Origin of the sequence: Fictibacillus sp. 7GRE50 (genome assembly GCF_015903875.1) — a bacterium.
GTDB classification, from domain to species: Bacteria; Bacillota; Bacilli; order Bacillales; family Fictibacillaceae; genus Fictibacillus; species Fictibacillus phosphorivorans.
Genome location: NZ_JACZDW010000008.1, coordinates 42,379 through 67,539 on the forward strand (window position 1 = coordinate 42,379; position 25,161 = coordinate 67,539).

The window sequence follows — 25,161 nt, forward strand, 5'->3', positions numbered from 1 at the left end:
AAATGGATAGTATTAAACGTTATTTGAAATTTGTAAAACCATACAAGTGGCAAATCTTTTGGACGATTTTAATCGGGTTAGCCAAGTTTGGTATCCCGTTGCTAACACCACTGATTTTAAAATATGTAGTGGATGATATCATTCAAGTCTCATTGCCGGTAGATGAGAAGTTAAACAAACTTTACTGGCTCATGGGCGGAGCTGCACTCATATTTGTTGTGCTTCGACCACCAATCGAATACTGGAGACAATATTATGCACAGTGGGTGGGGACGAAGGTTTTATATGACATTCGTGATAAGATGTTTGATCATATCCAACGCTTGAGTTTGCGTTTTTATTCGAACAATAAATCAGGCGAAATTATTTCAAGAGTCATCCATGACGTTGAGCAAACAAAAACGTTTGTCATTACCGGTCTTATGAATGTATGGCTAGATATGGCGACGATAATTATTGCTGCGGCCATCATGTTCTCTATGGATTTCTGGCTAACGATCGTAGCCTTATCCATGCTTCCGGTTTACGGGTTTTCGGTAAAATTTTTCTATGCCCGACTTCGTCAATTAACGAAAGATCGTTCGCAGGCTCTGGCTGAAGTGCAAGGCCATCTGCATGAACGCGTTCAAGGTATGTCAGTCATTCGCAGTTTTGCACTCGAAGATCACGAGCAGGTTCAGTTTGATAAACGAAACCGCAACTTCTTAGACCGTGCAATGGATCACACAAAATGGAACGCAAAGACATTCTCGGTAGTTAATACTGTAACAGATATCGCGCCACTTCTTGTTATTGGGTTTGCAGCGTATCAAGGCATTCAAGGAAACATTACAATTGGGGCTTTAGTTGCTTTTGTAGCGTATATGGATCGACTATATAATCCACTTAGACGACTAGTGAATTCATCTACAACACTGACACAATCGATCGCGTCTATGGACCGGATGTTTGAGTTTTTAGATGAGTCCTATGATATTGAAGACTCTCCTCAGGCGAAACCCTTAACATCGGTAAAAGGAAAGCTTGATTTTGAAAATGTATCATTCACTTACAACGAGGAAGAAGCTGATGTGTTACATAATGTTTCCTTATCGGTTGAAGCAGGGGAAACGATTGCTCTTGTGGGAATGAGTGGCGGAGGTAAATCTTCGTTGATCAGCTTGATTCCACGCTTTTATGACGTATCAGAAGGAAGCATCAAGCTCGATGGAACGGATATCCGCGATTTTAAAGTGCGAACACTAAGAGATAATATCGGTATGGTTCTTCAAGATAATATTCTTTTTAGTGAATCTGTTCGCGCGAATATTCTTATGGGTAATCCAGAGGCTTCAGATGAAGAGATGATTGCGGCTGCTAAAGCGGCTAATGCACATGAATTCATAATGAGCCTTCCGGAGGGTTATGATACCAAGATCGGGGAACGTGGAGTTAAACTATCTGGCGGTCAGAAGCAGCGAGTGGCTATATCTCGTGTCTTTTTAAAAAATCCACCGCTCCTTATTCTTGATGAAGCAACTTCTGCCCTCGACCTTGAGAGTGAACATTTGATTCAGGAAGCTTTAGAAAAACTTGCAAAAGATCGAACAACGTTCATTGTGGCCCACCGACTTTCCACTATAACGCATGCGGATCGAATCATCGTGATCGATCACGGCAGGATCGTAGAAATCGGTAACCATAAGAAATTGATGGAAAAACAAGGCGCCTATTATGACCTATTCATGGTTCAACAACTAAGTTAATTTTAGACGAGACCAGCAGAGATGCTGGTCTTTTTTATAGCTTTTAAACGGGATTGTAGTTTCAAAGGCACATGAAAATCATACGAAAGAACTACAACATAAGACATATTTGTCGACTATTCTGAAAATTAAATATTGTCAAATTGTCAGAGTAGTGTCATAATTCTCAACAGAGAAGTAATATTCTAGGAAATTTGGCAGCTTAGAGAAAGGAGTGAGATCTCATGGGAAATCCAGTTCTAGAAGTGAAGAACTTAAGAACTTCTTTCCTTACAGACGATGGCGCAATCCCTGCTGTGGACGGTGTTGATTTCCACGTTAATCCTGGTGAAGTGCTTGGTATCGTAGGAGAATCGGGCTGCGGTAAAAGTGTGACGTCATTATCCGTAATGGGACTAGTACCTACACCGCCTGGGAAAATTGAAGGAGAGATTCTCTTTAAAGGTGAAAATATTGCTTCAGCACCAGAAAGAAGGATGCGGCAAATTAGAGGCAATGAAATCGGAATGATTTTTCAGGAGCCGATGACAAGCTTGAACCCGGTTATAACAATCGGTGAGCAGCTTATTGAATCACTACGCATACATAGAAAATGGTCCAAAAAAGAAGCGATGGGTAAAGCCGTTGAGATGCTTAAGCTAGTGGGGCTTCCACGGGCAGAAGAGCTTGTAAAAGAATATCCTCATCAATTATCAGGAGGTATGCGTCAGCGTGTCATGATCGCCATGGCCATGATCTGTGACCCTAAACTTCTGATAGCGGACGAGCCTACTACCGCTTTGGATGTTACGATTCAAGCCCAGATTTTAGATCTGATGAAACGACTAAACAAAGAAACAGACACCGCCATCATGATGATTACGCATGATCTTGGTGTAGTTGCTGAGATGTGTGAGCGCGTTGTTGTAATGTACGCTGGAAAAGTGGTCGAAGAAGGTGAAGTGAAAACCATCTTCCAAGATCCGAAGCACCCTTATACGGTTGGGTTGATCAAGTCCGTACCAGACATGAGGGAGAAGGTTGGCCGTCTATATTCTATACCTGGAAACGTACCGAAACCCGGTTCTGTCAAAACGGGTTGTTCGTTCGCACCACGTTGTGAGCATGCAGGAACAAGGTGTATAACTGAAACTCCTCATCTTAAAACTCAAGAAGGCAGTCATCAAGTCAGATGCTGGCTTTACGAGGACGGGAAAGGAGTGAATCTGCATGAGTCAGACACAGCCATTAGTTAAAGTTGAAAATTTAAAGATGCACTTTCCGATTAAAGGCGGACTATTGAGCAAGACCGTTGGCGAAGTAAAGGCAGTAGACGGAATCTCTTTTTACATAAAAAAAGGGGAGACACTCGGCCTCGTAGGAGAGAGCGGGTGCGGTAAGTCCACGACAGGACGCATGCTCCTGAGACTTTTAGAACCTACTGAAGGAAAGATCTACTTTGAAGGCGAGGATATAACGAAATTATCCTCGAGTGAGATGAGAAAGAAACGCCGCGAGATGCAGATGGTGTTTCAAGATCCTTTTGCTTCCCTTAACCCGCGTCATACGGTTGAGAAAATTTTAGAAGAGCCACTAATCGTTCATGGTGTAAAAGATAAAGCGGAACGAAAAAGACGAGTAAAAGAACTGCTTGAAGTGGTAGGACTCTCAAGCTGGCACGCAAAGCGATATCCTCACCAATTTTCAGGAGGACAAAGACAGCGTATCGGAATCGCACGAGCACTTGCCGTGAATCCGAAGCTCATTATCGCGGACGAGCCGGTATCTGCACTGGATGTTTCCATTCAATCTCAAGTATTAAACCTTTTACAAGATCTTCAAAAAGAGTTCGATCTTACGTATTTGTTTATCGCGCATGACCTTGGCGTAGTCCGCCATATCAGTGACCGAGTGGGAGTTATGTATTTGGGTCATATCGTAGAGCTTGCTGATAGTGAAAAGCTTTATGATGATCCAAAACATCCATATACACAAGCTCTTTTATCAGCTGTTCCTATACCAGATGTAGAGCATCGAAAGGACCGTGTCATCCTGCAAGGAGATGTTCCGAGTCCATCGAATCCGCCTGCTGGTTGTCCGTTCCATACACGTTGCCCTGCAGCGATGGATCATTGTGGAACCGTAAAGCCTGTTTTAAAAGAAGTTGCTGAAGGCCACTACGCTGCCTGCCACCTTTACGAATAACGGCAGACACGTACATATAAACAAAGGCATAACTAAAATGAGAACTGGGGGAAAGAAGATGAAGAAAAGTTTATTAACTTTATTTGCTTTAATGCTCGCTTTATCTCTTGCGTTGGCAGGGTGTTCATCAGGAGGAGATAGCAGTGGAGGAGACGACGAAAAAGTCGATCCGAACAATGTCATGATCTACGGTCGTGGCGGAGATTCTGTAGCACTTGATCCAGCTGTGGTTACTGACGGTGAATCATTCATCGTAACAGAGCAAATCTATGAGCCACTAGTAAACTACGGAAAAGATAACACAGATATCGTTCCTGGTCTTGCAAAGAAATGGGAGATCTCTGAAGATGGCTTGACGTATACATTCGAGCTTGAAGAAGGTGTTAAGTTCCACGATGGTGAGAAGTTCAACGCTGATGCAGTTGTAAAGAACTTTGACCGCTGGGCACAAAGTAAAGATGGTGAGAAATTCGCATACTACGGATCTATGTTTGGTGGGTTTGAAGGTGACGAAGGCCACGTCATTAAAGATGTAAAAGCAGATGGTGAGAACAAAGTAGTTATTACGTTGAACAAGCCACAAGCTCCATTCTTAAAGAACGTAGCCATGAGCCCGTTCGCAATCGCGAGTCCTAAGTCATTAGACGGCGACAAGCTAAGCAAAGAGCCAGTTGGTACAGGTCCTTTCAAATTCAAGAGCTGGAAGCCAAACGATACGATCGTTCTTGAAAAGAATGCTGACTATTGGGTAAAAGATATGCCGAAACTTGATGGCGTAACGTTTAAAGTAATCAAAGATAACTCTTCTCGTTTGAATGCACTAACAAAAGGCGAAATCGACTTAATGGATGCTCTTAATCCATCTGATATGAAAAAAGTTTCAGACAATGGGAAGCTTCAGTTGTTCGAACGTCCATCTATGAATGTTGGTTACCTAGGATTTAACGTTGAAAAAGCACCATTTGATAAAAAAGAAGTACGTCAGGCGATCAGCCACTTGATCGACAAGCAAGCGATCATCGACAACTTCTATGAAGGAACAGCTGAGCCGGCTAAAAACCCAATGCCTCCTTCAATCGCTGGATACAACGATGAGATTCAAGATCGTGAGTATGACGAAGCAAAAGCAAAAGAACTTTTAGCAAAAGCAGGTATGGAAAAAGGATTCGAAATGGATCTTTGGGCAATGCCAGTAGCACGTCCATATATGCCAAATGGTCAAAAAGTAGCTGAAGCGATTCAAGCAAAACTTGCAAAAGTGAATATTAAAGCGAACATCGTAACATTTGAGTGGGGTACTTACCTTGAGAAAGTTCAAAAAGGTGAAGCACCAATGTTCATGTTAGGTTGGACAGGTGACAATGGAGATGCGGATAACTTCCTTTATACGCTTCTTGATAAAGACACGATCGACTCTAACAACTACTCTCGTTATGCGAACGAAGACGTTCATAAGCTTTTAGTTGAAGCTCAAACAACGGCTGACGAAGCGAAGCGTGAAGAGCTTTACAAACAAGCACAAGTAATCATCCATGAAGATGCTCCATGGGTACCACTTGTTCACTCTAAGCCTCAATTAGCTGGAGCAAGCAAGATTAAAGGATTCGTTCCACATCCAACAGGTTCTCAATCTTTCGCGGACGTATCTTTCGAATAATGTATGGCGGGGAGTATGGCCTAAAATAGCCTGCTCCTCTTTTTTTGGAAAACGATTCTCTAAAAGGTAGTCTTTCATAACCCCTTTGATACGTTGATTGGAAAGTAAGGTGCGAGACTCCTGGGGGATCAGCGGGACAGGTGAGACTCTTAATAGCGCCTAGCGCTAAGAGGCTCACCGCACGCCCCCCGGAAAGCGAGCATCCTGGAGTGGAAAGCAACGCCTTTCAAGAATCACAACTCGTAACCTAACATACTTGTAATTCTTCTTAAGAAAGAGGTGACCCTATGTTTGCCTATACGATCAGACGGTTAGCAACGCTCGTTCCTGTACTTTTAGGGATGACATTTATCGTGTTCATGATGATTCGCGCTATCCCGGGTAATCCAGCACAATTAATTTTAGGGCAACAGGCCACAAAGGAAGCTGTTGCTGCATTAACTCAGCGACTTGGATTAGACCAACCGTGGTACACGCAATTTATTGATTATTTGACAGGTCTTTTTACAGGAGACCTAGGAGTTTCATTAAAAACGAACGTTCCGATCGCAGAAGAAGTGTGGCCGTATCTAGCAGCTACCATTGAACTTGCTTTAGTTGCGATGGTTATTGCAATCGTGATTGGAGTTAACGCAGGTATCATTTCCGCGTGGTTTCAAAACTCTTGGTTCGATTATACGGCTATGGTTCTTGCGCTAGTTGGTGTTTCTATGCCGATCTTCTGGCTTGGATTAATGGAGCAATATGTTTTCTCTATTCACTTTGATCTTCTACCGACTACAGGTAGAGACAACATTCGTGTCCCGGTTGATCCGATCACGCATCTGTATTTGATCGACACATTGATTCAAGGAAGAATGGATCAGTTTGCTGAGGTAGTCAAACATCTCATCTTGCCAGGAGCTGCACTAGCTACGATACCGATGGCAATTATCGCGCGTATGACTCGCTCAAGCATGCTTGAAGTTATGCGCTCAGACTACATCCGAACGGCTCGTGCTAAAGGGATGAAAATGTTTTGGGTCGTATACAAGCATTCATTGAAAAACGCGTTAATCCCAGTAGTAACAGTTATCGGTCTTCAGACGGGACTGCTATTGGGCGGTGCAATCCTGACTGAGACGATTTTCGGATGGCCGGGCATTGGTACATACATCTATGATGCGATCTCGTATCGTGATTATCCGGTTATCCAATCTGGTATTTTAGTAGTCGCAACGATTTTTGTATTAATCAATCTACTCGTTGATTTGCTGTACGCAGCAATTGACCCGAGAATTAAATTCAAGTAGGAGGGATTAGAATGTCAGAACTCACAAGATCAACACCTCCCGTAGTTCCGCAGCCACAGCATATGCCAGTGGAACCTGTGGAAGACAAAGTAATCTCTCCTTGGAAAGATGCTTGGAGAAGCTTCAAAAAGAATAAGATCGCTCTTGTCGGTCTATCGATCGTATCGCTATTTATCTTGATTGCGATTTTCGCGGACCTGATTGCACCTTACAGCTATAGTGAAGTTGAGCTAAAAGATAAACACATCGCTCCATCTGCTGAACATTGGTTTGGAACGGATGAATTCGGCCGTGATATTTTAAGCCGTGTCATTCATGGTGCTCGCATCTCGCTTTGGGTAGGATTTTTCTCGGTAGCTGGCTCCGTTATCGTAGGTTCCTTGCTTGGCATTATTGCAGGATATTATGGAAGATGGGTCGATGGCATCATTTCCCGTATTTTTGATATTTTACTGGCGTTTCCAAGTATCTTACTTGCTATTGCAGTTGTGTCTGTACTTGGACCTTCTCTAAAAAATGCGTTGATCGCGATCGCGATTATAAACATTCCAACGTTTGGACGCTTGTTGCGCTCAAGGGTGCTTAGTGTAAAAGAAGAGGAATACATTACAGCAGCTCGAGCGGTCGGAATGAGCGACTTCAGGATACTGATTCATCATATCCTCCCGAACAGTCTCGCTCCAATTATCGTTCAAGGAACACTTGCCATCGCAACGGCGATCATTGAAGCAGCAGCTCTTGGATTCTTAGGAATGGGTGCACAGCCACCAACTCCAGAGTGGGGTAAGATGCTCGCGGATTCAAAAGACTTTATCATTCAAGCGCCATGGACCGTATTGTTCCCAGGCTTAGCGATCATGCTCACGGTACTCGGATTCAACCTTATGGGTGACGGCCTGCGTGATGCACTAGATCCACGAATGAAGAGTTAGCGATTAGTTGAATGTGAGGAAGCTTGGCTTAGGCTGAGCTTCTTTTTTATGTGGTTTTTTCTAGGAGGGGGGTTAGGTTGTAGAGTCTTGTTCGATTTGTACCAGTTGAGGGTAGATTTAATGAACGAAGAAGGTGGTAAGCTTGGCTGCTAGATTGTAAATTTAAATACCATGCAAACTCATAGTTTGAAATATGATTTGATATTAATAGTGCGTAATCTTGAAGAGCTTCAATGTGCGCAGTTTTTGAAGAAGTATTACAAGTAGAACAATGCCATTTCCCCCAAGCATAGTTCATGATGGAGTGAGGACAAGTTGGACAAAATACCCCTTTTGAGAGCTCATTTTTATTTACTTGGAAAAGTTCACAAATATCTGGATCGTACGAGGAGCTTAACTTAAGGAGAAGTCTTGCAAGTTTTTTAACCTGTTTTTGAGTAATCATAGTTTCTGTATATTTCTGTATTAGACTTTCGTACTTTTGTTGTAAACTCGAACTCTTAATGACTATCTCATTAGCTTTTTTATAACCTGGTGCCGCTTCAATAATTCCTGCGGGATGTGTCATAACCACAAGTGTCTCAATAGGTAAGAAATTCATTTTGTGTTGTTCTAATACCCTAGTAAGATGAATTTTTTGGCGAGAAACTTGATCAATCGGATTTGGAAATGCCTCTTCTTTTCCTGCATGAGTTCGAATGAATTGAAAGAATTGGTCTTCAAAATAAAGATGGCCAGCCATATATTTGATCTCAAGGATTGTAATGAAACTTGGAGTAATGAGAAGAGTGTCCATTTGAAAAAAATATTCATCGTCTAATATTCGAAGACCATGTAAGTAAAGAATATCCTTGGGCAGATAACGATAAAAGTATTCGAGTGACTGCTCGCCTTTAAAGCCGGATGAATGATTCCGCAACAAATCTTGAAATTCTTGTTTCTTAAAATGATTGGGTGGAATTCTTTTGACCAATTTAGATAATTTGGTAATAAAAATAGGTGCTTTTCTTTCTTTTTTCAAATGAAGCGCCTCCTACAATTTTAGTTAGGATCATGGAACTCCATTTTGCCGCATTCTTACGTTTAGCTCAAAGACCAAGATACCTAATATCACATTTAAAATCAGTTCAATCCACAAATTTCACCTATGAATCCACAAGAAATAGTGTTTAATCCACGAGTTTTATCCTCGAATCCTAAAGTTTTAGTGGTTTATCCACGAGTCTACAATCCTAGACATATTTCGACAGAGGCGTACCGAGTAATGTCCGCTATAGACTGGTGTACACAACAATTCGCTACCCACACAAACAAAAAAACCAACCCTCAAAAAAGGGTTGGCTTCGAACACATGTTAGTCCTCAAACCGCTGGTCCAACTGAACTTCACTGTCTTCCTGGTGGTAGTTCTTAAAGCTTTCTACCAGTGTGTTTAAGTGTTCCAATTGGTCTGCGTAATCTATGATCAGGGCGAAAACGGGGAATAGTTCGATCCAATCTTCGTTCTCTGGATTTTTGTAATAGCTCATGATGCATTTCATGAGTGCTTTTTTATTGATAGCATCATCCATATCAAGCGTATGCTGTGCACGGATCTTGTCTGTGTACTTCAACAGCATCTGTTCGTGGAAGTTGGTCAAGCCATCAAGTTTTAATTGGATCAGCTCTTGAAGAGGTTCAGGCATGTTGTTCAATTCGTTTTCATGGCGGTGAAGACTCTTCAACAGTTCTAGTGCTTTGTTTGTCGTTTGTATCATCTGGCGGTAAAGAACCAGTTTTCGTGTTTTGGTGTACTTATTGCTTCTAAAATACGTACGTTCTTCTTTATACAATAAGTAATATTGATCCATCTTAAAGCGGTTTTCTTTGAGATGAGTCAGATCTTCTTTAATGGCACTATGTTCTGTAGCATGACGGGTAATCATGCGAATCCATTTTATGATTTCGTCCGTGTGATCGGAAATTTTATAATACAGTTTCGTTTCGTATTTAGGCGGCATGAATACCAAGTTAACTAAGAACGCTGATAATACGCCAAGCATGATCAATAAGAAACGGTCGATCGCAAAACCGATGAAGTTTTCCGTATGGCTCTCCATGATCACAATCACAGTAACGATGGATAACGGAATCGTTTTCTCAATCTTCATTTTTAAGTTCGCTGCAATGACAAGTACGACAACGAATCCGATAACAAATGGGTTGTTTCCTAGTAAAATTACAAAGATAATAGCAAAAATGGCACCCACCAAGTTACCTTGAACTTGTTCTAAAATGGTTTGATACGATCTATAGATGGATGGCTGGATCGCAAATGTAGCGGCAATCGCGGCATAGACCGGCTGATCCAATTGAAACAACATCGCTAAGTAGATCGATAAAGAAATGGCTAAACCCGTTTTAATCATTCGGGCTCCTAGTTTCATAACTGCAATAATTCCTTTCTCATAAAAAATGTTAATAATCTCAAACACTATAAACTGTTTCGACCTTTTAATCAAGTAAATATCTGTTAACAAATTGTGAAAAGTAACAGACCTATATACCTTATGAAAAACAAAAACGCTCTATTACAGGTTTTCCCTTAAATCAAAAAAAGAATCCGTACCATGACGGATTCTTTCATATTTCTATAAAACTTATAGGGAGCTGAATGCTCTGCCAGCTGCTTCGATCGTTGCGCGAACGTCTTCTTCGGTGTGCGCTGTTGTTAAGAACATCGCTTCATATTTGGATGGAGCAAGGTTGATCCCTTCATGCAGCATGTGTTTGAAGTATCTTCCGAAAATCTCACCATCTGTTGCTTCTGCTTGTACATAGTTCTCGATCTTTTCATCTGAAAAATAAAGGGTTAAAGCACCTTTCAAGCGGTTGATCGTTACGGAAACACCATGTTTCTCAGCTTGTTCAAGCAAACCTTTTTCAAGAATAGCACCCAAGCGGTCCATTTCCTCGTAAACGCCTTCTTCTTTTAAAACTTCTAAACAAGCGATACCCGCTGAAATCGATGCTGGGTTTCCTGCCATCGTTCCAGCTTGATATGCAGGTCCGAGTGGTGCTACTTTTTCCATGATCTCTTGTTTTCCGCCATATGCGCCGATCGGCAGTCCGCCGCCGATAATCTTTCCGAGCGCTGTCATGTCTGGTTTAACACCAAGAAGATCTTGTGCGCCTCCATACATGAAACGGAAAGCTGTAATCACTTCATCATAGATTACAAGTGCGCCATGTTCATGGGTGATATCGTTAACAGCTTGCAAAAAGCCTTCTTTCGGTTCGACGATCCCGAAGTTTCCAACGATCGGTTCCACTAAAACAGCAGCGATCTGATCTCCCCATTTATCCATCGCCTCACGATAAGCGTCAACATCATTAAATGGAACGGTGATCACTTCTTGCGCGATAGATTTTGGAACACCAGCTGAATCAGGAGTACCTAGAGTCGAAGGACCAGAGCCAGCTGCAACTAAAACTAAATCGGAATGGCCGTGATAGCAGCCAGCGAACTTGATGATCTTATCGCGTCCTGTATAAGCACGAGCGACGCGAATCGTTGTCATGACCGCTTCTGTTCCAGAGTTTACGAAACGAACTTTATCCATCGCAGGCATCGCTTCTTTTAACATCTTCGCGAATTTTACTTCAAGAGAAGTAGGCGTTCCGTAAAGAACACCGTTTTGTGCGGCTGTCACGATTGCCTTTGTGATATGAGGATGAGCATGTCCGGTAATAATAGGACCATAAGCAGCTAGATAATCGATGTACTGATTGCCGTCTTCATCCCAAAAATATGCGCCTTGTGCGCGTTCCATAAATACAGGTGCACCACCGCCAACTGCTTTAAATGATCGGGACGGACTGTTAACACCGCCAACAATATGTAGAAGCGCTTCATCATAGAGAGCTTCAGATTTCGTATGATTCATCTATAAATACCTCCTGTAAACGATACGTCAGTTAAGTTCAATTCATATTGTAGCATGAATAAGCGCGAGGAACAGAGATGGGAAACTATGACAAGATAGTCTCAACTATTTGAGTTTATGAATGTGATTGGAGTAAACTTATCGAGTGCCTTGAGTTTCTTTATTTAGGAAACTTTAAATTTCACATTGCAAAATTTGGACCTTACAAGGCTAAGAATTGGATTCTCTAAGAAAGGTTACTTTCTATTTTGATATTTTCTTCATTGACTAGTTGATTGGAGCGGAAGGTGCGAGACTCCTGTGGGACTAGCGGTCAGGTGAGACACTTAAGGGCGCAAAGCGGCGAGTGGCTCACCGCCTGCCCCACGGAAAGCGAAGCACCTGAAGCGCAGATCAACCACTTTAAAGAACAACATTTATAGCGAAAAAAATTACGGAGGCATTTCTATGCAGAACATTATAGATGTACAAGGTTTAAAAAAAGAATTTAAATCCTTCTCCAGCCGATCAGGTCTGAAGGGGGCGTTTCGTGATCTTTTTACACGAAACTATACGATCAAGACAGCAGTGGACGACATCTCTTTTACGATAAAAAAAGGAGAGATGGTCGGTTATATCGGAGAGAACGGTGCAGGTAAGTCGACTTCCATTAAAATGCTGACAGGGATCCTCACCCCGACTGACGGAAAAATTGTTGTTAACGGTATGAATCCGCATAAAGAGCGGGAGAAGTTTGTAAAAACGATTGGCGTCGTCTTTGGTCAAAGATCGCAGTTATGGTGGGATATAGCTGTTCAAGAGTCTTTCAGATTATTAAAGAAGATCTACAATGTGCCGGATCAACAGTATGAAGAGCATATGAAAGATGTGATCGAGACACTTGATATCGGACCGTTGCTCGACAAGCCTGTCCGCAAACTTTCACTCGGACAACGCATGCGCTGTGAATTAGCTGCAGCTCTTATTCATAATCCGCCGCTATTGTTTCTGGACGAGCCGACAATCGGACTTGATGTGCTCGTAAAGTTAAAAATTCGTGAGTTTCTAAAGAGAATTAACGAGAAATACGGTACGACGATTCTTTTAACAACGCATGACCTTTCAGATATTGAAGCGCTTTGTGAACGAGTGGTTATGCTTGATGAAGGAAAAATTATTTATGATGGACCACTAAAAGAGCTTCGTGAAAATTGGGCAGAAGGAAAACAGATTCAGTTTCAGTTTAGTGAAAAAGCAACGGTGGAAGAGTTGCAGCATCTTACACAAGAACATCTTGTGGTTTGGGAAAAAGGCGAGAGTGACCTAGTATGGGTTGCTTCGGTTGATGCTGACGAGACCGTGATTTCAGGTGTGATCGGAAAAGTGACTGCGGCTAAAAAGATTGCTGACTTGAAGATTCTTGAGATCTCAACAGAAGAGATCATCCGAAATATTTATGTTGAAGGTGCTGTTCGTCATGGGTAAGTATATCGAGATGATTCGCATCCGTTTTTTAATGATGCTTGCATACCGAACGAACTATTACAGTGGAATACTCATTTATAGCATTAATATAGGAGCTTATTACTTTCTATGGAGTGCCATCTATGGAGGAAAAGAAAACATACAAGGTCTTTCTATCACTCAGATGACAACGTATATAGCTGTTGCGTGGATGGCAAGAGCCTTTTATTTTAACAACATCGACCGAGAGATTGCGATGGAAATTAAAGAAGGAAAAGTGGCCGTTGAGATGGTCCGTCCTTATCCGTATTTAAACATGAAGATGATGCAAGGCTTAGGCGAAGGAATCTTCAGGCTTTTATTCTTCTCTGTTCCTGGAATGATCATCGTAGCGCTCGTGTTTCCTATTGAATTATCCACGAACGCAAGTACATGGTTGTTATTTTTCCTATCGATCACGTTCAGCTTTATCATTAACACACAGATCAATCTGTTAGCTGGAATCGCAACTTTCTTCTTATTTAATAATGATGGCTTGATTCGGGCAAAACGTGTCGTGATCGATTTGTTTTCTGGACTTATCTTACCGTTAAGTTTCTATCCGATGTGGGCTCAGAACGTGATGAGCTACTTGCCGTTTCAAGGGATCAGCTATATCCCGAGTATGATTTTTACTGAAGGGTTTAAAGGCTCACAGATCTATGAAGCCCTTCTTAACCAAGCAATATGGTCGCTACTCCTTATCATTCCGGTGTATGGGCTATGGATTTTGGCGAAGCGTCAGCTTGTGGTTCAAGGGGGTTAGAAGCAGATGGAGTATATTTCAATCTTTTTTCAATACGTCGGACAATATTTAAAAACAAGGCTTACGTATCGTGCTGATATGATCGTCGAAATCTTTTCAGATCTATTATTTCAAGCGGTAAATTTAGTTTTTATCCTAGTCGTATTCGGCCATACGAATCTTCTTGCCGGATGGAGTAAGGATGAGATGATCTTTATTTACGGATTCTTCTTAGTTCCATTCTCGATCTTTGCTTCTTTCTTTAATATCTGGGATTTTACAGACAGATATATTGTAAAAGGCGAGATGGATCGTATCTTAACAAGACCCGTTCACAGTCTTTTTCAAATTGTACTTGAACGAATGGAGTTAGAATCACTGTTCGGTGTAGTTACAGGATTAGTGGTCATGTTCTATGCAGGTGATAAGCTGGGTCTAGAGATCAGCTGGTACGATCCGTTCATCTTCATTCTGTTAGTAATAGGCGGAGCACTCGTGTATGCAGGTATTTTCATTGCTCTTGCAACGATCGGGTTCTGGTCTGATTCGAGAACAGATATAATGCCGATGATGTACAACATCGGAAACTACGGAAGATATCCAGTTGATATCTACAACAAAGTGATCAAGTATGTGTTAACGTGGATCCTTCCGTTCGCGTTTGTCGGTGTATATCCATCTTCCTATTTCTTAGAACGTGAAGAGTGGTATACGTATGCGTTCTTAACACCGGTTGTTGGAATCGTGTTTTTCTTGGTCGCTGTAACGTTATGGAACGTTGGAGTGACAAAGTATAGAGGCGCTGGTAACTAAAGAAAAACCGTTCTCCTTAATTGAGAGAGCGGTTTTTGTTGTTTAATTTTCCATACTAGACTTGTTTCGCCAAAATCGTTCTAGGACAGCTGGGCAGGTATGACACTTGAAAGTGAAACGTACCATGGCACCGCCTGCCCCGCGAAAAGTGATCAATTTAAAACGGAGATCAACTACTCTCAAAAGCAACAATGAATACAAAAACAGCCATTTTATTTAGACAAAGATCGATTCTTAAAATGCTGTTCTAAATCTTTCGTCATGATGTTAATGCAAAGCACCAAAAGGGCAAAAGCGGTTACAGGAACCATAACGATAAATGGCTCTAGCATTAGTTCATTGTGATAAGCAGAGATTAATCCAGTCCATTCATTAGAAACCGATGCATAATGGTTGAATTGGTCATGCTCTTGACCGGAAGTGATTTGCACACCGCCAATAAAAAGATGATAGATTGCTAAGTGAAGCATTAACGTTAGAACTTGTGCAAATTGGCGGCCGACTAAAACAAACAGTCTCGGCCATAAATGGGGAAAAATATGTTTTGCTGTGATTTGAAAGGAAGAAGCACCCATGAGTTTGGCACAGATAACATAATCCGTCCTCGATAACAGTTCAGTCGTTTCAGCGATGATTTTTCCGAGCGGCAGAACACCAACTGCAATAAGAACAAGCAACTGAAGAAATAATGTTTCTGAAGTTGAGAGCACAGATTCATTTCTTAATTCGTAAAAAAGAAAAGGCGACAAAGTCAGCAGTACAATAAGGGATGGTGGAACGTATTGGAAGCTTTGGATCAGACCGCTGAACCAGCTGCTATTAAACAAGCGTTTAAAAAACAATCCCAAAATAACAGAAATTAAGATTCTTGCTAACGTAATGATACAGGCAAAAAGAATCGTATATTTGGCACCGTCAACTAAGATATAAAATAAATCCTTTCCAATACGATCTGTACCAAGCCAATTCTCTTTAGAAGGACTATAAGGCGGAATGTCCAACTTTTTTAAGGAATCAGAGTATCGAAATTGGTTTACTTCAGGTTCAGAAAATGCGAGCGGAATGACAATACTTGCAGCCAAAATGAACAGAAGCAAAAAGAGACCTGTAAAGAAAAGAGGAATTTTACTCAGCATGAATATACCTCCTCTTGAAGATCACTTTTTGTAAACCTTTAACTGCTGCAAATAACGGAGTGACGATCAGCAGTAAAAGCATAGCCTTCGTTTCATAAGGCTGTTCACTTAATAGAATTTGAATAACACCATTCATATTAAACAGGTATTCCAATACGACCATCTGGCTGAATAAAAGAAGCATGATGATGGGGAAGTGTGTACTGAGTTCAGAGATGGTGTTACTTAAAAGATGTTTCAAAATTATAGCGGATTTACTGATCCCTTTTGAACGAGCAAAGGTGATATAATCCTTATCCACCTCTGTCTCTGAAAGTAATAGCATCATTCTAAATAAATAGATACCAGGTACAATACTGAGTGTTGCAAGCGGAATCAAAAGAGCAGGTTCTTTGCTGGATGTAAAAGGATTTGCGGCAAGCCACCCAGTTTGCTTATAAATCCAAACAACGAATAGCTGTATGCAAAAAACAAAGAACAAATCTGGCATCGATTCTAGTAAGCTGCAGCATTTTAGAAGTACTTTCTTAAAGATGGAAGGAAGCAGTTCTGTCATCCATCCAAGTACTATAGCCATAATGATAGCGATAGTAAAACTAGCTATGATGAGTCCTGCAGTATAGATGACAATACTCCAAACCTCTGGAAATAATGGTCTTTCAGTGATCTGATCCAGAAACTCTACTGAGCGGTTTTCGGGCATTTTAGGAAAGGCGAGTGTTTGTGTTTGTGTGTAAAGAGTTAACGTATGTGGTTTGGTTAGTTGGACAATTGTTTCAATAACAGTCTGTCCGTAACGAAACAGGCTGAATTTCAAAGTGTTCTCTCCAGCAAATAAAGACGGAGTTGCTGAGAGTAAAATAACACCTATGGACAGCAATAAATAAGGTTTCATTAATACGAATAACTTCTTCATGACTTTAGCTTCCTTTCACGTTAAGTCAGCCGTGAAAATATATTCGTCCAAAACAGGCTGCTGCATAAATTGAGCGACATCTGTACGAAGTGATTCCAGTCTTTCTCGCTTACCGGTGTAAAAAACGTAATAGCCTTTTCTTTGTGTTTCGGCTAAACCACATAAAAGCAACTGCTTTAAATGATTCGATACGGTAGCTTCAGTGAGATGGTATTTATAAGCAAGTTGTTTCGTGCTGTAAGGATGGTGAAGCAAGTCTTGCAGAATCTTAAGTCTTGTTGGCTCACTCAGTACTTTTAATAAGGTAATTAAATCTTCAGGTGGTTCATGGTTTTTTTCTGAATCCGGAACAGCAACATGGAGTGCGATGCTAACTCGGTCTTGGTTGTAGCAAAGCATGACGTGTGGTGTAGCGAATGTAGATGGCTGAATCACGAGTCTAGGAAACTCTTCAAACGAAAACGTGTAAACATCATTCTTCTTAATTTTTATCGAATCAGAAGTTACTGTAACATCAGGATGTATGCTATTTAAACTTTCAATTTTCGAGTCACTCAGTTCTTTCTTGAAATTGTCAGATGCTCTTGAAATCCAAGGCGTAATTCTGAAAAGCTCTTCTGCAAACAAGTAACGGTTGTAATCATAAAAGAAATCACAAACCTTCCTTTTCCAGGGCGCAGCATGTAAAAGAATGTCTCGTTCAATAGAGTGAAGAGGTGCTGATGCAGGGTTGTTTTTCCACTTGAGCAAAGAGTCACTTCCATATTTCTCACCTAGCAAGAGATAGGAAAACGTTAAGTCTGGAATGAGCGCTATACGTTCAATGGCCTCTTCGACGGTAGATTCATTAAATTGAAATTCGTTTCGAATGTTAACGAAATACATCCAGTCATAAAAATGCGGTCCCCATTTGTTGATTAAAAGTAAAAGATCTTGAGGTAATTTATTTTTTGCTTTTTCAGCCCATGCAAGTCGATAGGGATGGTGAGCAGGATTTTGAATAACGTGGAGGCTCATTATCATTTCGTTAAAAGGGGAAAAGTCAACTGAAACAAGTGCCATTTTCATCGTCCTTCCATTATGTATGAATGATTTATAATTTGATTAGCTGAAAATCAAATTAGTTTTTGAGAATTTCAAAATTACAAATAATTTACATTCTAATAGGAGATAAGTCAATGTTTATTTTCTGGACTTAAGACCTGATTTTTTACATGTCAAAGCTTATTGTTATAAATAAGCATTCATTATCCTGTAAGATATAAACAAAATCACATTGCATAGCAGAAATGAGGAAATACATATGAAAATTATGGTGATTGCAGGAAGTCCGACAGCAGAATCAAGAACAAGAGGAATTGCACAGTTCGCTGCAGAAACGTTGAAACAGATGAACGTTGAAGTCTTGTATTTTGATGTAGGAATCGATAAGTTACCTTTATTTACAGGAGATGCTACGACAGCTCAGAATGAGGCAGTAAAAAAATTAGCTGAGTATGCTGAACAAGCTGATGGCTTTTTTGTAACGAGCCCAGAGTATCACAGCGGAATAAGCGGAGCATTGAAAAATGCGCTTGATTTCTTAGGAGGAAAGCATTTTAAGAACAAACCGTCAGCAATTGCTGTTGCTGCAGGAGGCGGAAAGGGCGGAATGAACGCATTGACTAATCTTCGCACTGTGCTCCGCGGTGTTTACAGCTTAGTACTGCCAGATCAATTTGTTGCAGATCCAGTTAATTTTGATGAAGGCAACGTACTCGTTGATGAATTGGCGCAAACGCGCGTGCGTGAGTTAACACTTCAGTTAAAAGAGTTAACAGAAGCGATTTCAGTAAACCAAGCTAAATAAAAAGTAAGAAGACAGCCTGTGAAAATCAGGCTGTCTTTTTTGATCATAAGGCTGTCCTATTCAATCTTTCTTTTTCATAGGATAAAGAGAGGTGGACAGAATGGAAAATGTCGTATTAGTAATCTTGATCATAACAACTGCTAGTCTCATTATCAGAAGTATATGGATGCTCTTTAAACATCCTGGAATCAAAGAACATCTGATGCCAGCGAGTCATCTGCTGATCTTGTTCATCGTGTACGGAACAATCATTTCAGGATTTGGACTCATTTATGCCCTTATCTCTCTGATGGGCTATCCCGTCATAAAACTAGAATTGAATCAGAGTGATTTTTTCTCTTTTATAGAAGCATGTATCTATTTCAGCAGCACGACGATTTTGTCAGTAGGTTATGGAGACATCGTACCTGTTGGAGCAGGAAGGTGGATAGCCGCTCTTCAAGCGCTGATAGGGTATTTGCTGCCGATTGCTTTCGTGCTATCTTCGGTTGTTCACCATAACAAGATGGCAAAATAGTTGTTTGAAAACGGACATATAGGCTACCCTTAAAGAAGATGGAACTTTAAGGAGGTCTAAAATACAATGACGATAAAAACAGGAAGTAAAGCACCTGACTTTACATTACCGGCAAGTAATGGAAAAGAAGTTAAATTAATAGATTTCAAAGGCAAAAATGTGGTTCTCTACTTTTATCCAAAAGATATGACGCCAGGATGTACAACGCAAGCATGTGATTTCAGAGATCGTCACGAAGACTTTAAGCAACAGAATACCGTTATTCTCGGAGTTAGTCCTGACCCGCTAGCGCGACATGACAAATTTATCGAGAAGCATGGTCTTCCGTTCATCCTTTTAGCTGATGAGGAACATAAAGTTGCAGAGCTATACGATGTTTGGAAACTGAAAAAGAACTTTGGCAAGGAATACATGGGAATCGAACGCTCCACGTTTATTATTGATGGAGAAGGAAACATCGCGAAAGAATATCGAAAAGTAAAAGTAAAAGATCATGTAGAAGAAGCGTTGAAATTTATAGAAGAAAATCTGTCATAGAAAAAAGCCCTGAGAAATCGGGGCTTTTTAACTTTCCTGAAGTTCTGTTACAGGAATGTCCATCTCTTGATCGGGCTGTTCTCTTGTGTAAGCTCTAGCGGTTTGATTGTTTTCATCAACAGATTGAAGCCATACAGGAGTTCCGTTGTGAAGCACTTGGATCTCTTTTTCTGATTTAATGATCTGCTGAGCGCGTGATACGTTCATGAATTCATTCACCTCCACGCCAAATAGTATGCAACAGAGACTGATAGACTATGCTTTTCGTTCCTAATAAATAGGCATGATGGCTTATGCGTGATAAAATGAAATAGTGTGAATTTTATAACATATAAATTCGGGGGTTATACATAATGAGAGATGAACGTTTAACGACGTTGGCTAGAACATTGCTGACGCATTCACTAAAGGTTGAAAAAGGGCAAAAAGTACTTATTACTTCATTCTTAGCAGGGAAGCCACTCGTAAAAGAGCTCGTACAGGAAACTTACAAGTTAGGAGCTTTTCCTTACGTTCAACTAGCAGACGAAGAAATTTCACGTGCATTAATGATGGGCTCAACGAAAGAACATTCTGAGGCACAAGTGAAATGGGATCTTGCACGCATAGAAGATATTGATGCGTATATCTCTATTCAATGTAAAAACAATGATGCAGAGTTCTCAGAAGTTCCAAGTGAGATTTTCCAGATGAAAGCGGAGATCAATAAGCCTGTTCAAAACATGATCATCAATGACCGCCAATGGGTATTATTAAACTACCCAACTACAGGTCTTGCACAAATGGCAAAAATGAGCTTAGAAAAGTTCACTGATTTTGTACTTGATGTGTGTAACGTGGACTATAAGGCGATGGCTGAAGCACAAAAACCACTTCATGCATTAATGGAAAGTACAGATAAAGTACGCATCACAGCTCCGGGAACTGATCTAACGTTCTCTATCAAAGGAATTCCAGCTGTTATGTGTGCAGGTGAAAATAACATTCCTGACGGAGAAGTATTTACGGCACCCGTAAAAGACAGTGTGAATGGAACCATTACTTATAACACACCTTGTCCTTATCACGGAACAACGTTTAACAACGTAAAACTTACTTTCAAAGATGGAAAGATTGTTGAAGCCACTTCAGACAACACCGAAAAATTAAACGAGATCTTTAATACAGATGAAGGTGCTCGTTATGTTGGGGAATTTGCGATCGGGGTAAATCCACTGATCCAGCACCCGATGGGAGATATCTTATTTGATGAGAAGATTGGCGGAAGCATTCACTTCACACCTGGAAGAGCGTATCAAGATGCATACAACGGAAACGAATCAGGCATCCACTGGGATATGGTGTTGATTCAGCGTCCGGAGTACGGCGGAGGAGAAATCTACTTTGACGATGTATTGATCAGAAAAGACGGTTTGTTCGTACTGCCGGAACTTCAAGGTCTTAATCCAGAGAACCTTAAGTAAAAACTGTTTTGGATAGCTTTGTTGCTCTATGTGGGTTATTGATTTCCGTTACAGGTTGCTCGCTTTCCGGGGGGCGTGCGGTGAGCCTCTTAGTGCCTTGCACTATTAAGAGTCTCACCTGTCCCGCTGATCCCCCAGGAGTCTCGCACCTTTCACTCCAATCAAATTTTCAATGAAGATTGAGAACAAACAGACTCAAAGTAATTCCATTAGGAAACAGCCAAAACAAAACAGTAACAACTTAAAAAGCGGGGAGCACGTTCCCGCTTTTTCTATTACTCGAAAAGAGGTGTTTCTTATGATTCTTTCCAGTGCGCGATTAAGAGATGATATAAAAGACGGATTAAAGAACACGTTCCCGAATGAAGAATTTCATTTTTATAAGAACATGAAAGAAGCTAAGGCGTATCTTAATCAAGCTGAAATCTTATTATCTTATGGGGAAGATCTAACTGATGAATTAGTAGCTGAATCAAAAGAACTACAATGGATCATGGTTATTTCAGCTGGTCTTGATAAAATGCCGTTTAAAGCTCTAGAAAAACAAGATATTCTGATTACGAATGCAAGAGGTATCCACAAAACGCCTATGGCAGAATATACGATTTCCATGATGCTGCAAGTTTCACGCAGAGCAAGTCTGCTTTTAGAAAATCAAAAACAGCACACGTGGGATCGGAAAGTGCCGATGACTGAGATCTCAGGAAAGACACTTGGTATATTAGGAACAGGAGCAATCGGATGCGAGATAGCAAGACTTGCGAAAGCTTTTAATATGAAAACCATCGGATTTAATAGAAGCGGGCATCCGGCGGATAATTGTGATGTAATCGTGGATAAAGAAGGAATCTCCACTCTTTATGAAGAAAGTGATTTTATCGTGAATGTTCTCCCCTCAACACCACATACTTTTCATTTCGTTGGAAAGAGCGCCTTTTCTCTAATGAAGCAAAACACAGTATTCATTAATATCGGAAGAGGAAAAACGGTAGATGAAGTAGAGCTGATCCAAGCATTGCAAGTCGAGAAGATTGGCCACGCCGTTCTCGATGTGTTTGAAAAAGAGCCATTAGTAGAAGAAAGTCCATTATGGGATATGAAGAACGTAACGGTTACGCCGCACCTTTCAGGGATTTCACCTCAATACCAAGAAAGAGCGATCGAGATCTTTTGTGATAATCTAACTCTATATAGAAATGATAAGCGTAAAGAGATGATCAATATCATTCCATATGACCGGGGGTATTAGTATGAAAATATACACAAAAACTGGAGATAAAGGAACAACATCCTTAATCTTTGGTGAACGGGTTTCTAAAAACGATGTGCGGGTAGACGCGTATGGCACATGTGATGAAGCGAATAGCATGATCGGATTTGGCGTAAGCTTGCTGCCGAGAGAAGAATGGGCTGAAAAAGCGACAACTGTTATGCAAAAAGTACAGACTGTTTTATTTCATGTTGGAGCTGAGCTAGCGACTCCAGCGGGTAAGGAAGTAGCGTGGAAATTAAAAGAAGAAGATATCTCATTTCTTGAAGAGACGATTGATCATTGGCAGGCGGGACTGAAACCTTTAAAGCAGTTCATTCTTCCTGGCGGTTCCCCGTCAGCAAGTGCTCTTCATACCGCACGAACAATTGCGAGGCGAGCAGAACGTATTGCTGTAGAAATTGAAGGTGTAAATCCACTTGTGTTGTCTTATCTTAACAGACTTTCTGATTTCCTCTTCGTTGCTGCACGTTACGTTAACGAACAAATGAAAGTGAAAGAGCCAGTTCTACACGAAGATCAGTCCTAATACAATACTGCATACATACACTTCAATTGACAAAACCTGTAGAAAAGCAGTAGACTAATTATAACGATTATAAAGTAAGAATTCTTAAAGAAATGGGGTGCATGACGATGTCAAGCGCTAAGATAAACGCGGCAATCGACAACTTAAAATCAGTAGGGGTACGGATTACACCTCAGCGTCATGCTATCTTAGAGCATCTTATCCAATCAATGTCCCATCCGACTGCTGATGAGATTTACAAAGCGCTGGAGGGGAAATTTCCAAATATGAGTGTAGCAACAGTCTACAATAACCTTAGAGTTTTTAAAGAAGCGGGTCTTGTAAAAGAACTGACTTATGGGGATTCATCAAGCCGATTTGATTGTGTGACGACTGATCACTACCATATCATCTGTGATTCATGCGGCAAGATAGTGGATTTCCATTATCCCGGTTTAGATGAGGTCGAGAGTCTAGCAGAATCTGTAACAGGGTTTGATGTAGGCCGACACCGTATGGAAATTTACGGAGTATGCCCGGATTGCAAAAGAAAACATTAAAAAAAAGCTGACTTTCCACTACGGTAAGTCAGCTTTATCTATTCTCTTTGCGCATCTGGCGTTTTGAGTTGTATTTCTCATCAAATTCTTCGCCCTCAAGACCCTTATCCATCGTAAGTGGCTGGTTACATGACATACATGCATCTACACGTCCTAGTACTTTCGTTACTTTTCCGCAGTTTGGGCAGACAACCTGCACAGCCTGAGTAGAGATCATACCTATCCAGAAGTAAACACCAGCACTAGCGATCGTTGCGATAAACCCAATCACCATAAAAATAGACATAACGACAAAACTTGTCTTGAAAAACAGGCCTGCATACATGATGATAATACCTATAAAAACAAGGCTTAACGCGAACGTACGTATTTTATTGATTTTGCTCGTATACTTTATCATACCTGTCCCTCCTCCGTTCATTAGTATAACATATGAACTCTTAGGAAAAGAAAAAGGATTTCTTTATTTGATGTTGAAAGTAACAAACAGGATTTTGTTAAAATGGGAGATGACCTTCATGGAAGATATTTTACGCCCGCTGTATCAGGAGAGAGCAAGCAACGAAAACACATTAGGAGTGCTTTTTGTTGAAAAGAATAAACCATTCAGCCCTGGCACGGATCACTTTGATTCAATACTTCTTATTATAGTAAAAGAATCCGATCAGCCTTTGATGATCAAACACTACGAGTTTGAGTCAACCTCAGCTGCGCTTCACATTGTGACAGAACAACTGCTTAATTCTTGGTTGATGCTCGGTACGAATAAAAGAGCGGTTGATTGGGTGATGAACGGGAAAGTTCTATTTAACCGTAATGAGTACATAACAAGATTAAGAGACCGACTTCACGAGTTTCCTGCTGAAGAAAGAACACATAAGATTGGTCTTGAGTTTGCAAAACTACTTCGCCGATATAACGATGGAAAAGAACTCTTCCACTCGGGCCATTATTTAGATGCATTTAACAACATCATGCATGCTCTTCATCATTTAGCTCGTCTATCTGTTATTGAACATGGATATTATCCAGAAGTTACTGTTTGGAACCAGGTGAAGATGATCCAACCTGAAATCTTTAAGTTGTATGAAGAGCTTGTAACAGGAGAAGAGACGATTGATAAAAGAATCGAACTTCTATTACTAGCATCAGAGTTTTCACTTTCTTCTAAAACAAAATTAGGTGCGCATCATCTGTTGGGTATTATTAAAGAGAAGGATGAATGGGCATATCATGAATTGATGGAACATGATGAGGTTCAAGACTATGCGATCGATCTTCCTATGATTCTTACGCACTTAAAAGACAAGGGTTATATAAAGGCAATCAAGCGGGAAACAAAGAGCAAAAACCTGTATCATCGTTACTACTCAATAAAAGAATAAACTTTTTTCTAAAAAGGTGTTGACCTGTTTATCTATATCGTGCTATATTATTTCTTGTCGCTGCGACACACAGAAACAATGTTGCAGTCGGGAAACACGATAAAAAAACAGGTTGACATCTTGTTTTTAAGATGATATCCTAATAAAGTCGCCAAAACGAGCGACACACGAAACACACAGTTCTTTGAAAACTGAACAAAAGAAATAGGTAAGGAATTAAGAATTAATTCCGTCAGTTTTAAATC

The 25,161-nt window shown here is 40.7% G+C and carries 25 protein-coding genes; 17 read left to right on the top strand and 8 right to left on the bottom strand.

Annotation, left to right across the window (positions count from 1 at the left end):
• Positions 1–2: 2 nt before the first annotated feature.
• The 6 genes from IHV12_RS20565 to IHV12_RS20590 all read left to right on the top strand — a co-directional run bounded on the left by IHV12_RS20565 (position 3) and on the right by IHV12_RS20590 (position 7,810).
• A complete protein-coding gene (locus IHV12_RS20565; protein WP_197192122.1) occupies positions 3–1,745 on the top strand; it encodes an ABC transporter ATP-binding protein in 1,743 nt (580 codons plus the stop codon).
• Between the two features lie 224 nt (positions 1,746–1,969).
• Positions 1,970–2,980 carry an ABC transporter ATP-binding protein gene (locus IHV12_RS20570; protein ID WP_197134059.1) on the top strand — a complete coding sequence of 337 codons (1,011 nt, stop codon included), beginning with the start codon at positions 1,970–1,972 and terminating at the stop codon, positions 2,978–2,980.
• Positions 2,955–3,929, top strand: coding sequence for an ABC transporter ATP-binding protein (locus IHV12_RS20575; RefSeq protein WP_197134062.1), 975 nt, complete (start codon positions 2,955–2,957; stop codon positions 3,927–3,929). The genes IHV12_RS20570 and IHV12_RS20575 overlap by 26 nt, the downstream gene beginning before the upstream one ends.
• Positions 3,930–3,987: 58 nt before the next feature.
• Positions 3,988–5,586, top strand: coding sequence for an ABC transporter substrate-binding protein (locus IHV12_RS20580; RefSeq protein WP_197192123.1), 1,599 nt, complete (start codon positions 3,988–3,990; stop codon positions 5,584–5,586).
• Between the two features lie 287 nt (positions 5,587–5,873).
• Positions 5,874–6,878, top strand: a complete 1,005-nt coding sequence (locus tag IHV12_RS20585; RefSeq protein WP_197134068.1) for an ABC transporter permease — start codon at positions 5,874–5,876, stop codon at positions 6,876–6,878.
• An 11-nt stretch (positions 6,879–6,889) separates the two neighbouring features.
• Positions 6,890–7,810, top strand: coding sequence for an ABC transporter permease (locus IHV12_RS20590; protein ID WP_197134071.1), 921 nt, complete (start codon positions 6,890–6,892; stop codon positions 7,808–7,810).
• 46 nt (positions 7,811–7,856) lie between these two features.
• Here the strand turns inward: IHV12_RS20590 and IHV12_RS20595 are convergent, their stop codons facing one another.
• The 3 genes from IHV12_RS20595 to IHV12_RS20605 all read right to left on the bottom strand — a co-directional run bounded on the left by IHV12_RS20595 (position 7,857) and on the right by IHV12_RS20605 (position 11,735).
• On the bottom strand, positions 7,857–8,831 hold the full coding sequence (locus tag IHV12_RS20595; protein WP_197192124.1) for a nuclease-related domain-containing protein: 975 nt from the start codon (positions 8,829–8,831) through the stop codon (positions 7,857–7,859).
• Between the two features lie 333 nt (positions 8,832–9,164).
• Positions 9,165–10,235, bottom strand: a complete 1,071-nt coding sequence (locus tag IHV12_RS20600) for an FUSC family protein (RefSeq protein ID WP_197134076.1) — start codon at positions 10,233–10,235, stop codon at positions 9,165–9,167.
• A 213-nt stretch (positions 10,236–10,448) separates the two neighbouring features.
• A complete protein-coding gene (locus IHV12_RS20605; RefSeq protein WP_197192125.1) occupies positions 10,449–11,735 on the bottom strand; it encodes a glutamate-1-semialdehyde 2,1-aminomutase in 1,287 nt (428 codons plus the stop codon).
• Positions 11,736–12,182: 447 nt separating this feature from the next.
• On the opposite strand from IHV12_RS20605, the gene IHV12_RS20610 reads away from it, so the two are divergent.
• From IHV12_RS20610 to IHV12_RS20620, 3 genes are read left to right on the top strand one after another with little or no spacing between them, the layout of a single operon-like run.
• On the top strand, positions 12,183–13,199 hold the full coding sequence (locus IHV12_RS20610) for an ABC transporter ATP-binding protein (protein ID WP_197134095.1): 1,017 nt from the start codon (positions 12,183–12,185) through the stop codon (positions 13,197–13,199).
• Positions 13,192–13,983: an ABC transporter permease gene (locus IHV12_RS20615; protein ID WP_144703842.1), complete on the top strand. Its 792-nt coding sequence runs from the start codon at positions 13,192–13,194 to the stop codon at positions 13,981–13,983. Before IHV12_RS20610 ends, IHV12_RS20615 begins: the two co-directional genes overlap by 8 nt.
• Positions 13,984–13,989: 6 nt before the next feature.
• Positions 13,990–14,775, top strand: coding sequence for an ABC transporter permease (locus IHV12_RS20620; RefSeq protein ID WP_197134098.1), 786 nt, complete (start codon positions 13,990–13,992; stop codon positions 14,773–14,775).
• A 212-nt stretch (positions 14,776–14,987) separates the two neighbouring features.
• Here IHV12_RS20620 and IHV12_RS20625 read toward each other — a convergent pair whose 3' ends face one another.
• Genes IHV12_RS20625 through IHV12_RS20635 form a run of 3 tightly spaced genes read right to left on the bottom strand, consistent with a single transcriptional unit; the run spans position 14,988 to position 17,889 of the window.
• Positions 14,988–15,911 (bottom strand): ABC transporter permease, encoded by a 924-nt coding sequence (locus tag IHV12_RS20625; RefSeq protein ID WP_197134101.1) that lies wholly within the window; start codon positions 15,909–15,911, stop codon positions 14,988–14,990.
• Positions 15,901–16,827 (bottom strand): ABC transporter permease subunit, encoded by a 927-nt coding sequence (locus tag IHV12_RS20630; RefSeq protein WP_197134103.1) that lies wholly within the window; start codon positions 16,825–16,827, stop codon positions 15,901–15,903. The genes IHV12_RS20625 and IHV12_RS20630 overlap by 11 nt, the downstream gene beginning before the upstream one ends.
• Before the next feature lie 15 nt (positions 16,828–16,842).
• A complete protein-coding gene (locus IHV12_RS20635; protein WP_197192126.1) occupies positions 16,843–17,889 on the bottom strand; it encodes an ArsR/SmtB family transcription factor in 1,047 nt (348 codons plus the stop codon).
• Between the two features lie 241 nt (positions 17,890–18,130).
• On the opposite strand from IHV12_RS20635, the gene IHV12_RS20640 reads away from it, so the two are divergent.
• From IHV12_RS20640 to bcp, 3 genes are all read left to right on the top strand, one after another.
• Entirely contained in the window at positions 18,131–18,676 is a 546-nt protein-coding gene (locus IHV12_RS20640) for an NADPH-dependent FMN reductase (RefSeq protein WP_197134109.1), read from the top strand.
• Positions 18,677–18,776: 100 nt separating this feature from the next.
• Positions 18,777–19,193 carry an ion channel gene (locus IHV12_RS20645; protein ID WP_197134112.1) on the top strand — a complete coding sequence of 139 codons (417 nt, stop codon included), beginning with the start codon at positions 18,777–18,779 and terminating at the stop codon, positions 19,191–19,193.
• A gap of 66 nt (positions 19,194–19,259) precedes the next feature.
• Positions 19,260–19,730, top strand: coding sequence for a thioredoxin-dependent thiol peroxidase (bcp, locus tag IHV12_RS20650; protein ID WP_197134115.1), 471 nt, complete (start codon positions 19,260–19,262; stop codon positions 19,728–19,730).
• A gap of 27 nt (positions 19,731–19,757) precedes the next feature.
• Here the strand turns inward: bcp and IHV12_RS20655 are convergent, their stop codons facing one another.
• Positions 19,758–19,937, bottom strand: coding sequence for an H-type small acid-soluble spore protein (locus IHV12_RS20655; protein ID WP_197192127.1), 180 nt, complete (start codon positions 19,935–19,937; stop codon positions 19,758–19,760).
• Between the two features lie 146 nt (positions 19,938–20,083).
• Here IHV12_RS20655 and IHV12_RS20660 point away from each other — a divergent pair, with 146 nt between their 5' ends.
• From IHV12_RS20660 to perR, 4 genes are all read left to right on the top strand, one after another.
• Positions 20,084–21,193 (top strand): aminopeptidase, encoded by a 1,110-nt coding sequence (locus tag IHV12_RS20660; protein ID WP_197192128.1) that lies wholly within the window; start codon positions 20,084–20,086, stop codon positions 21,191–21,193.
• 298 nt (positions 21,194–21,491) lie between these two features.
• Complete coding sequence (locus IHV12_RS20665; RefSeq protein WP_197192129.1) at positions 21,492–22,442, top strand: D-2-hydroxyacid dehydrogenase; 951 nt, start codon at positions 21,492–21,494, stop codon at positions 22,440–22,442.
• Position 22,443: 1 nt separating this feature from the next.
• The gene (locus IHV12_RS20670; RefSeq protein ID WP_197134127.1) at positions 22,444–22,992 is read left to right on the top strand and encodes a cob(I)yrinic acid a,c-diamide adenosyltransferase; all 549 of its coding nucleotides are present in this window, start codon (positions 22,444–22,446) and stop codon (positions 22,990–22,992) included.
• A 107-nt stretch (positions 22,993–23,099) separates the two neighbouring features.
• The gene (gene perR, locus IHV12_RS20675; RefSeq protein ID WP_137792276.1) at positions 23,100–23,531 is read left to right on the top strand and encodes a peroxide-responsive transcriptional repressor PerR; all 432 of its coding nucleotides are present in this window, start codon (positions 23,100–23,102) and stop codon (positions 23,529–23,531) included.
• A 34-nt stretch (positions 23,532–23,565) separates the two neighbouring features.
• On the opposite strand, the gene IHV12_RS20680 is transcribed toward perR, so the two are convergent.
• Entirely contained in the window at positions 23,566–23,931 is a 366-nt protein-coding gene (locus IHV12_RS20680; protein ID WP_066286256.1) for a YgzB family protein, read from the bottom strand.
• Positions 23,932–24,049: 118 nt separating this feature from the next.
• Between IHV12_RS20680 and IHV12_RS20685 the strand changes: the two genes are divergently transcribed.
• Positions 24,050–24,916 carry a nucleotidyltransferase-like protein gene (locus tag IHV12_RS20685; RefSeq protein WP_197192130.1) on the top strand — a complete coding sequence of 289 codons (867 nt, stop codon included), beginning with the start codon at positions 24,050–24,052 and terminating at the stop codon, positions 24,914–24,916.
• Positions 24,917–25,161 lie beyond the last annotated feature (245 nt).